Source organism: Bacillus sp. 16GRE42 (assembly GCF_019837435.1).
Taxonomy (GTDB): domain Bacteria; phylum Bacillota; class Bacilli; order Bacillales; family Bacillaceae_G; genus Bacillus_A; species Bacillus_A wiedmannii.
The window spans coordinates 1,507,885-1,521,222 of sequence record NZ_JADAXF010000001.1 but is presented as its reverse complement, the minus strand read 5'-3'; the positions used below and the strand labels follow the sequence as shown (position 1 = coordinate 1,521,222).

General features: G+C 33.2%; 12 protein-coding genes. 7 read left to right on the top strand and 5 right to left on the bottom strand.

What is annotated here, in order from left to right:
• Positions 1-54: 54 nt before the first annotated feature.
• A complete protein-coding gene (locus ILS93_RS07770; protein WP_088047235.1) occupies positions 55-1,596 on the bottom strand; it encodes an MDR family MFS transporter in 1,542 nt (513 codons plus the stop codon).
• Positions 1,597-2,020: 424 nt separating this feature from the next.
• Here ILS93_RS07770 and ILS93_RS07765 point away from each other — a divergent pair, with 424 nt between their 5' ends.
• The gene (locus ILS93_RS07765; RefSeq protein WP_048563239.1) at positions 2,021-2,521 is read left to right on the top strand and encodes a hypothetical protein; all 501 of its coding nucleotides are present in this window, start codon (positions 2,021-2,023) and stop codon (positions 2,519-2,521) included.
• 31 nt (positions 2,522-2,552) lie between these two features.
• Here the strand turns inward: ILS93_RS07765 and ILS93_RS07760 are convergent, their stop codons facing one another.
• Positions 2,553-2,786 carry an SPP1 phage holin family protein gene (locus ILS93_RS07760; protein ID WP_076539911.1) on the bottom strand — a complete coding sequence of 78 codons (234 nt, stop codon included), beginning with the start codon at positions 2,784-2,786 and terminating at the stop codon, positions 2,553-2,555.
• A 163-nt stretch (positions 2,787-2,949) separates the two neighbouring features.
• On the opposite strand from ILS93_RS07760, the gene ILS93_RS07755 reads away from it, so the two are divergent.
• Both ILS93_RS07755 and ILS93_RS07750 read left to right on the top strand, forming a co-directional pair.
• A complete protein-coding gene (locus ILS93_RS07755) occupies positions 2,950-3,591 on the top strand; it encodes a diguanylate cyclase domain-containing protein (RefSeq protein WP_088047236.1) in 642 nt (213 codons plus the stop codon).
• A gap of 653 nt (positions 3,592-4,244) precedes the next feature.
• On the top strand, positions 4,245-4,907 hold the full coding sequence (locus ILS93_RS07750; RefSeq protein WP_064474935.1) for a YkyA family protein: 663 nt from the start codon (positions 4,245-4,247) through the stop codon (positions 4,905-4,907).
• A 31-nt stretch (positions 4,908-4,938) separates the two neighbouring features.
• On the opposite strand, the gene ILS93_RS07745 is transcribed toward ILS93_RS07750, so the two are convergent.
• A complete protein-coding gene (locus ILS93_RS07745; RefSeq protein ID WP_154131166.1) occupies positions 4,939-5,397 on the bottom strand; it encodes a YkyB family protein in 459 nt (152 codons plus the stop codon).
• Between the two features lie 168 nt (positions 5,398-5,565).
• Between ILS93_RS07745 and ppx the strand changes: the two genes are divergently transcribed.
• Entirely contained in the window at positions 5,566-7,113 is a 1,548-nt protein-coding gene (gene ppx, locus ILS93_RS07740; protein ID WP_315971420.1) for an exopolyphosphatase, read from the top strand.
• Positions 7,114-7,220: 107 nt separating this feature from the next.
• Positions 7,221-9,329 carry a polyphosphate kinase gene (locus ILS93_RS07735; RefSeq protein WP_088047239.1) on the top strand — a complete coding sequence of 703 codons (2,109 nt, stop codon included), beginning with the start codon at positions 7,221-7,223 and terminating at the stop codon, positions 9,327-9,329.
• A gap of 175 nt (positions 9,330-9,504) precedes the next feature.
• On the opposite strand, the gene ILS93_RS07730 is transcribed toward ILS93_RS07735, so the two are convergent.
• A complete protein-coding gene (locus ILS93_RS07730) occupies positions 9,505-9,741 on the bottom strand; it encodes a hypothetical protein (protein WP_048563234.1) in 237 nt (78 codons plus the stop codon).
• Between the two features lie 97 nt (positions 9,742-9,838).
• On the bottom strand, positions 9,839-10,696 hold the full coding sequence (locus ILS93_RS07725; RefSeq protein WP_064474938.1) for a metallophosphoesterase: 858 nt from the start codon (positions 10,694-10,696) through the stop codon (positions 9,839-9,841).
• Between the two features lie 244 nt (positions 10,697-10,940).
• Between ILS93_RS07725 and fadH the strand changes: the two genes are divergently transcribed.
• Both fadH and ILS93_RS07715 read left to right on the top strand, forming a co-directional pair.
• On the top strand, positions 10,941-11,705 hold the full coding sequence (gene fadH, locus ILS93_RS07720; RefSeq protein WP_000660897.1) for a 2,4-dienoyl-CoA reductase: 765 nt from the start codon (positions 10,941-10,943) through the stop codon (positions 11,703-11,705).
• A 255-nt stretch (positions 11,706-11,960) separates the two neighbouring features.
• Positions 11,961-13,178 (top strand): EAL domain-containing protein, encoded by a 1,218-nt coding sequence (locus ILS93_RS07715; RefSeq protein WP_046957433.1) that lies wholly within the window; start codon positions 11,961-11,963, stop codon positions 13,176-13,178.
• Positions 13,179-13,338: the final 160 nt, after the last annotated feature.

The window sequence follows — 13,338 nt, the reverse complement described above, 5'->3', positions numbered from 1 at the left end:
TTATAAACGGCATATCCGTTTTCATAAAGGGATATGCCGTTTCTTCTCTCTATATTAACTTACTTGCTTTTGTTTTTGTTTCGTTTTTGGACCTGTAAAGAGGCGTTCATTGCCCATAAGTAAAATACAAATAATACTTAGTACAGCCGGAATAAGTGCCCAGAAGAATGTACTGGCAATAGAGGTAGCGAGAGCATCTTTAATACCAGTTAATATTTCAGCTGGAATCTTCTCGGTAGCACCTTGTGTTAATAAGAAACTTGTGTCTCCGCCTTTTGGAGCTAATTTAGCTAGTTCAGGAGGGAACACAGTGTTTAATTTAGTAGTAAAAATATGGTTTTGAATTGTACCGAAAATCGTTACACCAAGAGTCATACCGAGTGAACGGAAGAATGAGTTTGTTGATGTAGCAGAACCACGGTCTCGCATTTCTAACTTGTGGATAGAAGACATACTTAAAACTGAGAACGAGAAACCAACTCCAAGTCCAGTGAGAACCATAAATAGCGTTACAAGTAGACGAGGTGTATCCATTGTTAAAGTGCTTAGTAAATAAATACCAATTACGAAGAAAACGCCAGATACCATCATGATGTTACGATAGCTTGTTCGAGAAGCTAACTGTCCACCTGTTTGACTTCCAATTACAGAGCCAACCATCATAGGTGTTAAAATTAATCCAGCATTTGAGGCTGAACCGCCGAGAACACCTTGAACGAAGATTGGGATATAAACTGTACAGATAATAAAAGCGGCACCATAGAAAAAGGCAACTCCTTGGCTAGCTGCGAATAAAGGTTTTTTAAATAGATGGAAAGAAATGATAGGTTCAGTTGCTTTTCGTTCTACGAAGAAGAAAATAATAAGCATAATAACAACTGTTGTAAATAAACCGATAATTACAGTGGAATTCCATGCGTATTCTTTACCACCAAGTTCTAAGGCGAACATTAAGCAAACGATACTAATAACAAGTGTAATAGCGCCGGCCCAATCAATTTTTTGTTTTCTAAATTCTAGAGATTCACTGTAGTATTTAGTAATGAAGAAGAAAGAGATAAGTCCTAATGGAATATTAATATAGAAGACCCAATGCCAACTTATATAGTCTGTAATATAAGCACCTAATAAAGGGCCGAATACACTAGATGTCCCGAAAACCGCACCGAATAGCCCTGTCATTTTTCCACGCTTTTCTGGTGGGAATATATCGTACATAATCGTGAAGGCGATAGGCATAAGAGCACCGCCGCCGATCCCTTGAATTGCTCTATAAATACTTAGTTGCTCAATACTAGATGCTGTCCCGCAAAGTGCAGAACCGAATAAGAAAAGAATGAGACCACCAATATAAAAGCGTTTCCGTCCGTACATATCAGAAAGTTTTCCGAAGATAGGCATCCCTGCCATTGTTGCTACCATATATGCAGACGTGACCCAAACGAACTTGTCAAATCCTCCTAGGTCTCCAACAATCGTTGCCATTGCTGTTGCAACGATTGTATTATCCATTGCCGCCATTAAAATACCAAGTAATAAACCTGCAACAACAAATTTTGTATTGTTGGAGTCTTTTTTTGATAATTGAGATTCCAAATATAACCCTCCTTTAATAATAAGTAAACTATATGAAGTTTTGAGTGCAGCACATAAAAATTTAAAGTATAGTTCTTTCAAATTAATTTAAACAAGTGCACTGACAAAGCCATAAAGAATATTATAGTCAAATTTGACTAAAAGGCAAACTTTTTCTTCCGTCAAAATATTCTGTTGTATGGACAGCAAAAGAGTGAGTAATACTTAATATTGGTATAAAGTCAATGAAGGAAATTGTAAAAAAATATTTCAGTAAGAATACTGCCTGTTAACAGAGGAAAAATGGTTTTTTCTTTATATTGTCGAATAGGATACAAGGAAGAGCAATAACTATATATCGTTTGTAACAAGCTTTATTAATATGGTGTAGAGAGGTAGAATAAGGTCGTATGGATGATGCATCTGAAATGGGGTGAATATTATTGTGAAAATATGGAAACGAAATTCGGATCAAGGAAGGCATTCAATACCGCTACAACCAGTATTATGGATTGATGGCTCAAAAAAGGAAAGCGAATGTCCTAATATAGCAGTTACATTACAAATCCGTAGTATGTATAAAGAAAAATTTTCATATGAACTGACCTATGATGTAAACGACATACTTATTATTCGAATTGAAGTAGAAAATAAAGGAATGGAAATGATTTCACGAGTTGTAGTAAGTCATATGATTCGAGATTATTTTGCATATATCCCAAATTCATTAAAGGCTGATAAGGGGATGAGTGAGTTTTTGTTCCAGCTTGTAAGGTGGCGAATCGAAAATTTATTACCGAATGAGAAAGTAGAACTAATTTGTAAAATAAAAGCAAATAAAGATAAAGCAATTAAAAACGCATTATTTCAGGCTACATATACATTTCAATATAAAGGAGTATCATATGGTCCGCTGCAAACAAATGAAGTTGTTGTGCGGCAATGATAAAAAGGAACCTGTAAGAAAGGTTCCTTTTTTAATGAAGATTGTGTTTTTTGAGTACTTTTTTTTGCTCGATTCCTTTTTTTCCTACATAATTATTTTTATAACCAAAATATAAAATGAAAAGAAAGGAAGCAACATTTACAATAGCGTCAATTTGATCGTTTGTAATAAAGTTCACTCCGAAAGAATTACATAATAATTTTAACGATAACAGAAAGCCTGCTAGTAAACGTATAATATCTGATAGATTTTCTTTTTGTAGCATACAGATCACCTCTTTCTAAAACGATATATAGTATATATATGAAATAGAATAAAAATGGTATACAAGCTTAAGCGAAAATGTACACTCAATGTGTACATTTTTTATTTTGTAGAAAAACATAATTGTTATAGAAACATATATTGGTATAGAAGGGAGGAGAAGTATGAAACATAAAGGAAAAATTAGTGGGTTATTACTTGGGAATACAGTGGCAGTTACAGAATGGATTGCGCTTCAGGATGTAATTACAAAACTGGATTCGCGATCATTTTATACCGTCTTTATTATTTATATATTGCAAATGATACTCAGCTATTATTTTGGACATTGGTATGATAAAAGAGCGAGTGGACGTATGGATACGGAAGTAGGAGGAATGGCAAGTAATGATTTTGTAGTTGATTTTTTTGAGAAAGTAACTGCTCTGTCAGAACGGGATTCTCATAATATTACAGTGTACATTCTTTCTATGAAAGAATGGAAAGGACTAAAAGAAACAGTGCAAGAAAAAAATTTGGAGGTGTTAGTACAAAAATTGGAGAGTACAATTGTAAAGACAATTCGTAAAGGGGATGTTGTTACTAGGTGGGACGAAAATAAGTATGTTATTGTGGCAGTTGATAACGGACATGAAAAGTCGACGATAACAAACCGATTAATGAAAAATATTGAAAGTGAAATAGAAAATGGTTTGTTAAGTATGACGCTTTTATTTGGAGCTGCTAGTTATCCAATAGAAGGAAAAACTTTTGAAGAATTGTTAAGAAAGGCACAAAATCAATTGTACCAGCATAGGGATTTGTAAGAAAATGAGTGAAACTTTGATTTGAAGAAATATGATATGAAGAAGTTTTGAATGTAACATTTTTTTGACTTTTATTACAAAAAGAACTTTTATTGTAATAAAAGTCTTTAAAAATATATGGAATAAGCATATAATTATGATGGATGTGTCAATGCATTTTGCACAATGTGTTTCATTTTAAAAGTGTAGAGGGAAGCATGCTCTACACTTTTCCTTTTTAGGGAATGACAAGAATAATTGTAAGTTGTTGCAAGATAGCATTTATACTGTGTAAAATGAACAAATAGATTATTTGATAGAAAGCCGGAAAGGGAATGATAGAATGATAGACGTGAGAGAACAACGATCATCTTTTATCAGGTGAATTATTATTACTGTTGTTCTTCAAATTATTATGGCTGTGATGAATTCCGTTGTACTTTTATGTAATACATAGTATGAACAGACTTTAAAAAGTGCTAAGTAAAAGATGGATATGAAACTGCTAATTGGTTCAAAAAAGTAAAATGTAATTTTAAGTAATACAATTTGTACAAGCATTATAAACAATATCAATGATTTTCGTAGAAAAGGTGCGAGTATGGAGTTTATAGAAGGATATATAATTTTCATAGCTTTTTACACGATGATCGTATATAAGTAGGAGGAAGAAGATGTTGAAATATAGTAAATTAGCAATTGTAACTGCATTATCAATGACTTTATTAGCCGGTTGTTTCGGACCGAAACCAGAAGAGGAATTATATGTTGCATTTGAAAATGCTGCAAAGCAAGAAAAAACAATGTTTGAAGATGCAAAGAAACTTGAAACTTTAGAAAAAGAGGGACAAGAATTATATAACCAGATTGTTCGAGAAGGAAAAGATAATAATCAAACTGTTAAGGAAAAATTGAACCAAGCAGTGAAAAATACAGATGAACGAGACAAAGTGCTTAAAAAAGAAAAAGAATCTTTAAGTAAGGCACAAGAAGAAGTAAAATCAGTAGATAAATATGTGAAGAAAATTGAAGATAAGAAATTGAAAGATCAAGCGGATAAAGTGAAAAGCACATATGAGAAACGACAAGATTCATTTAACAAGATGTATGATAGCTATAATAAATCGTTAAAACAAGAAAAAGAATTATATACAATGTTACAAGATAAAGGTACAAAATTAAAAGATATTAGTGAAAAAGTAAAAGTAGTAAATCAATCTTATAAGGATATTGAATCAGAAAAAGACAAGTTTAATGAATTTACAAAATCTTATAATACAGAAAAAATAGCTTTTTATAAACAAGCAAATATTAAAATTAAAGAAGAGAAAAAATAAAACAGTTTGGCCTACAATTGGCCAAACTGTTTTATTTTTTTGTATAAGTACGACTATACCATGGGACAGGTTCACTTAATTTTTTTTCTTGTTTCAGTGCTTCAGGACCAATATAATCTTGAAGTGTTTTTTTTGCTACTGTTAAAGATAAGGTTGTTTTCGGATTTCGATAGGAGGATTCAAGATGACCAAGATGTGGTAGGATTCGAAAATCTTCTTTGGTAGGAGGAATATGGAAAAAATAATCACCTAAACGTATAAGAACATCAGATTGTTGTTGGCTAAAACGTGGATTTCTAGAAAAATGTAATCCTTCTTTAATAGCTTTTTTTTCAGCAATTAAGCGTTCTAAAGACGTCTTTTTTAACCAGTATAAATACTTCGGATTAGTTGCAGCTTTAGCATGACGATTCACAACGAAAATAGATTGAGCTAGTCGATTAATAGAATGTTGGTTTTGTAATTGAGATTGTGGTTGTGAAGGTTTCATATTGAATCTCCTTTCAATTTTTCATTATTATAACATAAATAAAAGAGGTTTTTATTATATGCAAAAAGTGATTGTATATATTTTCAATATTAAAGCAATATTGTTACAAAAAACAACTATTTTGTATAATAGTAATAGAATGTGTTTTAGAAATTTGATAATGAAAGAGTGAGAAGTTTGAAAGAAATATTAAAACAGCAATATGCCATTATAGATATTGGATCTAATACAATGCGTTTAGTTATTTATGAAAAGCAAAACGGAGGTTTTTATAAGGAGATTGAAAATACGAAAGTGGTTGCTCGGTTAAGGAATTACTTAATTGATGGTGTGTTGATGGAAGAAGGAATAGAGGTATTGTTACAAACGTTATTTCAATTTCAAGAAAGTACACGATTCCACCAGTTGCATCATGTACTTTGTGTTGCAACAGCAACAATTAGACAGGCTGAGAATCAAGAGGCAATTAAAAAACTGGTTGAGGGACAAACAGACTTTACTCTTAGAGTCTTATCAGAATATGAGGAAGCACGTTACGGCTATTTAGCAGTTATGAATTCAACTTCGTTCTCTGAAGGAATTACAGTAGATATTGGTGGAGGAAGTACAGAAGTTACATACTTTCGAAATAGAGAGATTCTAGAGTACCATAGCTTTCCTTTTGGAGCACTTTCTTTAAAACAACAATTTATTAAAGAGGATATACCTACTGAAGACGAGTTGGAAAAGATTCAAACGTACTTAGAATATCAATTTCGAACGTTACCATGGTTAATTGATAAGAAATTGCCTCTTATTGCAATTGGTGGTAGTGCGAGGAATTTAGTGAAAATCCATCAAAATTTAATTTGTTATCCTATAGCAGGGGTACATTTATATAAAATGAAAGAAGAAGATATTAAAAATGTGAAAGAAGAATTGGAAGCATTGTCGTTCATGGAAATCCAAAAATTGGAAGGATTGGCAAAAGATCGAGCAGATACAATTATTCCAGCAGTCAAAGTTTTTCATACGCTTGTTAATGTTATAGAGGCACCAGCATTTGTGTTAAGCAGAAAAGGGTTACGAGAAGGTGTTTTCTATGAAGAGTTGACAAAAGATTTGGGGATTTCATATTATCCGAACGTAGTCGAAGAAAGTTTACATTTATTATCACATGAATATGAAATGGATATGGAATTTGTAATTCAGCTTATTAAACATGGAAGATTGATTTGTAAACAGCTTGAAGAAACAGGGCTAATTTCTATGTCAGTAAAAGACTGGGAAGTATTTCATCAAGCAGCGAAAGTATTTAATATAGGTAAATATATAGACGAAGAAGCGAGTCGCTTACATACGTTTTATTTATTAGCGAATAAAACAATTGATGGTATGATGCATAAAGAGCGAGTTAGATTAGCGCTTATTGCGTCTTATAAATCAAAAATGTTATTCAAACAACACTTGTCCCCATTTGAAGGATGGTTTGATAAAAATGAACAAAAAAAAATCCGCCTATTAGGGGCTGTTTTACAATTTTCAGCAGCTCTAAATATAAGACAAAGATCGCTTGTTGAATCGATATCTATAATAGAAAGTAAAGAAGGATTAACATTTAAAATTGTATGTGAGCAATCGGCATTAGCGGAAAAAGTACAAGCTGAAAAACAAAAAAAGCAGCTGGAAAGAGTGTTGAAAAAGACTATTAATTTATCCTTCGAATCAAAATGTTAAGTTGTACGGATGTCTTTACAAAAAATTAACACCTTGGAATATTGTAATTTGCTAAAATAAAAGTAACTAAATTATAGTAAAAAAGTTTCAGGGGAAGTGTGAAGAGGATGGAAATGTTGATGGGGAATATAGTAAATTTAAATGATACAGCTTATTACAACAATCGAGAATTAAGTTGGTTAGCATTTAATGAACGTGTACTACAAGAAGCACAGGATGAAACGAATCCGCTCTTGGAAAGATTAAAGTTTATTAGCATTTTCAGTTCCAATTTAGATGAATTCTTTATGGTACGCGTAGCAGGATTGAAGGATCAAGTGAGTGCTGGGTTTAACCAACCAGAAAATAAGGCTGGCTTAACACCAAAAAAGCAATTAAATAAAATTGCGATAAAGGCCCATGAATTAATGACTGTACAATATGATACGTTTAAAAATTATGTGTTGCCAGCGCTGGAGTTAGAGGGGATTGAACGTTTAACATTCCACGATTTGACGAAAGAACAGAGGGAATTTATAGAAGAGTATTTTGATGAGCAAATTTTTCCAGTCTTAACACCTGTAGCTATTGATGCATATCGTCCATTTCCGATGTTATTAAATAAAAGTTTGAATTTAGCTACTCTTTTATATGATGAGAAACAAGTGGAGGAAGAAAACCGTACGAAGTTAGGGATTGTACAAGTTCCTTCATTACTCGAACGCTTCATATTTTTACCGAGTGAAGGGCAAAAGCATAAATTTATTTTATTAGAAGATGTAATTAGTGGTTTTACCCATAAATTATTTACAGGATATAATGTATCATCAGTTACTCGTTTTCGTATTACACGCAATGCGGATTTAACAATTCATGAAGAAGGTGCAAGGGATTTATTAAAGGTAATTGAAAAAGAATTAAAAAAGCGTAAGTGGGGAGCTGCTGTACGTTTAGAAGTTGGCAAAGAGCATATTGATGAAAGAGTATTAGCATTATTATATGAGGTGTTGGAAGTAAAAGATGAAGATGTGTATATAATGGATGGACCGTTAGATTTAACATGTCTATTTTCTTTATATAAAAAACTAGCTCCTGTATATGAACATCTTGTATATCCGGCTCTTATTCCGCAACGGCCTCAAGACTTAGGGGATGCGGAAGATGTATTTGAAAAAGCGATTGAGCATGATATTTTATTACATCATCCTTTTGAATCATTTCAGCCAGTAGTTGATTTTGTCCGTGATGCGGCAGACGATCCGAATGTACTTGCAATCAAACAAACATTATATCGAGTAAGTGGGGATTCGCCGATTATTCAGGCGCTAAAGGTAGCAGCTGAAAAAGGGAAGCAAGTTACGGTATTAGTTGAATTAAAGGCAAGATTTGATGAAGAAAATAATGTGAATTGGGCTAAAGAATTGGAACAGGCGGGCTGTCATGTTATTTACGGTGTAAGCCACTTGAAAACACATAGTAAAATTACGCTAGTTGTAAGAAGAAAAAACGGAAAAATTGAAAGGTTCGTACATCTTGGGACTGGAAATTATAATGACGCGACTGCAAAGTTATATACTGATTTTGGGTATATTACATCACGAAAAGACTTTGGGGTCGATGCAACAAATTTCTTTAATTATTTGAGCGGTTATACAACAAAGCCGCATTTTCATCATTTATCGGTTGCACCATTTGATATAAGAGAGCAATTTATGGATTTAATAGATGAAGAAATCGGTTATCATAGGCAATATGGAAATGGGTATATTATCGCTAAGATGAATTCATTAACAGATAAACCATTAATAAAAAAAATGTATGAAGCATCACAAGCTGGAGTAAAGGTAGAGCTCATCGTTCGAGGAACATGTTGTTTAAGGCCTGGTATTCCAAATGTAAGTGAGAATATTCGGGTAGTTAGTGTTGTTGGGAGATATTTAGAACATAGCCGAATTTATTATTTCCATCATAATGGAGAGGAAAAGACATATTTATCTTCAGCTGATTGGATGACGCGAAATATGGAAAAGCGAGTAGAAATATCTTTCCCAATATTAGATATTGAAATGAAGGCGAGAATTAAGGCGATTTTACAGCTTATATTAGCTGATAATGTGAAAACGCGCGAACAAAATAAAACCGGTGATTATTATTATGTTATTAATAGTAGTACAGAAGAAATTGATAGCCAAGTGAAGTTGTTTAAGATGGCGTATCAAAACACGGATGCTGAATAATGAGAACAAAGTAAAAAAACCTCTTAAAAAAGAGGTTTTTTTACTTTGTTCTCTACTTATTATATGTTCTCTAAATAAATGGATGCGTAGAGAGAATAGTTTTTATTGTAAGCATGTTAATAGATCATGGATCGGTCAAGAGAGGGAATAACATTGGTAGAATTGTGGCAGTACATTAATAATAGTATGGTTGTTGACAAGGTCCACCATAACAAGGATAAGGTGTTGGCGGTGGGAAAGGTGGTGGATATGGTGGATAATACGGTCTAGGACCGAAAGCCAATGCACCGCCTAGCAGTCCGCCAGCAATGCCAGCTAGAAATGGGACGCCAAAAAACGGAAAGAAGCGTGAGTCGCCTACTGGACCAATAGGTGCTGAACGGACTGGGATTGGTTGATAATATGGGTACATGAACAAACCTCCTTTATTGGACTCACTTTTATCATATGGTAAATGAAACGTGGATGAGCGCGTACAAGAAAGGATATGTAAGAAAATAGGCGAATTATTACGAATGTTGGAGCGTGAAAATCGTAATTTCAGGTTTTGACATAAATCGGAATGGGACACGTGTTCTTCCAAGGCCCCGATTGACATAGAGAGCTAAATCTTGAATCGTATAGAAGCCTTCAACATAGTTTTTAGCAAGTGATGGGGTAATAATAGCGCCTAAAAAAGGAATTTGCACTTGTCCGCCATGGCTATGACCAGAAAGTTGTAAGTTAACTGGATATTTAGCGATTTGCGGTGCAATATCTGGCTCGTGAACAAGAACAATGTTATAAGTATTTTGCCTCGCGTACTGTAGTGTCTCCTCTATTTTTGGTTTGCCTAGTAGTATATCATCGAGCCCGAAAATTGAAATTTCACTATTATCCAGTAGACGGATTCTCTTTTCGTTATTTAGTAATAGTTCAAATCCAGATTCACGCATGATGTGCTCATAGTATTCCGTTCCATAGCCGCCGTGATCATGGTTACCATAAATAGAAAATTTACCGAAGGGTGCTTGTATATTTTTTAAAATGGATGCAACGAAAGGGGTGGCAGTATATGTTTGATAATTATCAATGAGATCACCAGTAAAAAGAACAATGTCGGGTTTTACAGCATTAATTTTAGAAACGATTTGAGATAAATGTTGGAGAGAGAAATAGTATCCGAGATGTAAATCGCTAAATTGAAGAATCTTCATACCATGAAAACTTTTGGGTATGAGTTGCGATGTAAGTGTATGCTCTGTAAAAGAGAGTAAATGAGGCTCAATATATTTAGCGTAATAGTACCCGATGCTAGTGGTTATAAATGAATATAGACAAGTGCGCATGCCAACTTTTAAAAAATCTCTTCTAGTAATTTTCTTCATAAAAATATGAGTATACCTATTTGACTTATATCACATGTGTTCGTTACATCTACAGGTTACTCAAATCTCCTTTCAGTTTATTTGAAATATATTTTAAATAATAAAAAAGTAGTATAGATTACGAAAAAAATGAATGAAAAGAAACCTCTTTACGTTAAAATATCAGAAAAGTTTAAAAATATAAAGATTTCTATTAAATAAAATGATAAAATGAATGTGTATTCATTTTTGGGAGGGGATGTATGTGAAAGAAAAGGTAGTTATTATTACAGGTGGATCAAGCGGAATGGGAAAAGGAATGGCGATTCGTTTTGCAAAAGAAGGGGCACGAGTTGTTATTACAGGACGTACAAAGGAAAAACTAGAGGAAACAAAGTTGGAAATTGAACAATTTCCAGGGCAAATATTACCCGTACAAATGGATGTAAGAAATACTGATGATATTCAGAAAATGATTGAACAGATTGATGAGAAGTTTGGACGAATTGATATTTTAATAAATAATGCAGCTGGAAACTTTATTTGTCCAGCAGAGGATTTATCCGTGAATGGCTGGAATTCGGTCATAAATATTGTGTTAAATGGCACATTTTACTGTAGCCAGGCTGTCGGAAAATATTGGATTGAAAAAGGTATAAAAGGGAATATCATTAACATGGTAGCAACATATGCATGGGATGCAGGTCCGGGAGTTATTCATTCGGCTGCAGCGAAGGCTGGAGTGTTAGCAATGACGAAGACGCTTGCTGTTGAGTGGGGACGTAAATATGGAATACGAGTTAACGCTATCGCGCCAGGACCAATTGAACGTACGGGCGGTGCTGATAAGTTATGGATTTCAGAAGAAATGGCTAAGCGTACGATACAAAGTGTTCCGCTTGGAAGGCTGGGTACGCCAGAAGAAATCGCAGGTTTAGCTTATTATTTATGTTCAGATGAAGCTGCGTACATAAATGGAACTTGCATGACAATGGATGGAGGACAACATTTACATCAATATCCATTTTAAAAGGGATGAGAAAATGAATGTTTGATCCATATTCTTACGGTTAAATGTGACGGAATTGTGACATGTGAAAGAAAAGTGTTTACAAGAGGTCATATATACGTTATATTTAAGACCTCTTTTTTCTTCATAGTAGAATTGCTAATTCCCCTTAGCATTTTACCCCTCTAATCCCTTCAGGAAAACTGAAGGGATTTTTTATTATTTTTCCGTAAATATCATGTTATAATTTTTGAAAAGTAAAGGGAGGGAAGCGCGTTGATAGATGCATTAGATGTAATGAGTAACTTGGATAAAGTCCTTCCTTATTATCAAGCTATTTTTAGTGCTGATGAGCATACTGTAATTGGATATGAAGTAGTAGGACGTATTCAAACAGAAGAGGGCATACAAAGTCTAGCTTCTTTCTTTCATGATGATTCTATTCCGAGTGAGTTTCAACTGGAAGCGGACAACATTATAGTAGAAAAAGCTTTAAATCGTTATTTAGAAAGTGATCAAAAATTATTATTATTTATACATCGGAATGCTAACGTATTAATGAACGATGATGATGAAAGTTTACTTCAACTTTTATTGATGTATGAAGAGCAAGGTTTAAATTTGAAACACATTGTTTTAGAAATTACAGAACATGAATGTCAAGAAGATATAGAGCAATTTAATCATTTGCTTATGTATTATCGTACATATGGTATTCAAATTTCGATTAATAAAGTCGGAACGGGTACAAGTAATTTAGAACGTATTAGCGTGTTAGCACCGGATATTTTAAAAGTAGATTTAACAAACTTAAGGCAAACTGCACTTTTACAATCTTATCAAGATATTTTATATTCTTTATCATTACTTGCTAGAAGAATTGGTGCAACATTGTTATATGAAGAAATAGATGCTTTTTATCAACTACAATATGCTTGGAAAAACGGTGGTAGATATTATCAAGGGAATTATTTGAAAGAGTGCTTACCTGATTTTATTGAAACGAACGTTTTGAAAGAACGACTTGGTAATGAGTGTCATCAATTTATTCAACATGAGAAGAAAAAGTTACAAAAGATTTATAATTTAACAGAAATGTTACGTGATCGAATTGGTGATGTTCTAGCCAAACAGAAAAAGAATGAAGATATAAATGATTGGTTATTACAATTTAGCCAAAGTGTATCACAGTGTAGTTTTCGCATATTTATTTGTAACGAAGATGGTTTCCAACAATCAGGAAACGTTATGAAAAAAGATGGGGAATGGATTGTGATGCCTGAGTATTATATGAAGAACTGGAGTTGGCGTCCGTATTTTCTAGAAAATATTATGAAAATGCGTTTTGAGAATAAGGCAAGACTTTCAGATTTATATGCTGATATTGAAACCGGTGAGATGGTACGAACATTTTCCTTCCCAATTGATGATGAAAACTTTTTATTTATAGATTTATCGTATGAATATTTATATGAAGAAGATGTTTTATTTTAATGCACGAAGAGATTCGTGCATTTTTTGTTTGTTTTTATCATAAATTGGTAATAGTGAAAATGGTGATGAAAATGCTGTCTATCGTTGTAAAGATTTTACGAACGAAACCACCCCTGTCTTTGCATAATCATTGTTACAATGAATACTACAAAGACAAGTT

Bases quoted from the DNA above. Each gene is read 5' to 3' on its own strand.
- ILS93_RS07760 (WP_076539911.1), bottom strand. From the start codon at position 2,786: ATGCTACAAAAAGAAAATCTATCAGATATTATACGTTTACTAGCAGGC.
- ILS93_RS07755 (WP_088047236.1), top strand. From the start codon at position 2,950: ATGAAACATAAAGGAAAAATTAGTGGGTTATTACTTGGGAATACAGTG.
- ILS93_RS07750 (WP_064474935.1), top strand. From the start codon at position 4,245: ATGTTGAAATATAGTAAATTAGCAATTGTAACTGCATTATCAATGACT.
- ILS93_RS07745 (WP_154131166.1), bottom strand. From the start codon at position 5,397: ATGAAACCTTCACAACCACAATCTCAATTACAAAACCAACATTCTATT.
- ILS93_RS07735 (WP_088047239.1), top strand. From the start codon at position 7,221: ATGGAAATGTTGATGGGGAATATAGTAAATTTAAATGATACAGCTTAT.
- ILS93_RS07730 (WP_048563234.1), bottom strand. From the start codon at position 9,741: ATGTACCCATATTATCAACCAATCCCAGTCCGTTCAGCACCTATTGGT.
- ILS93_RS07725 (WP_064474938.1), bottom strand. From the start codon at position 10,696: ATGAAGAAAATTACTAGAAGAGATTTTTTAAAAGTTGGCATGCGCACT.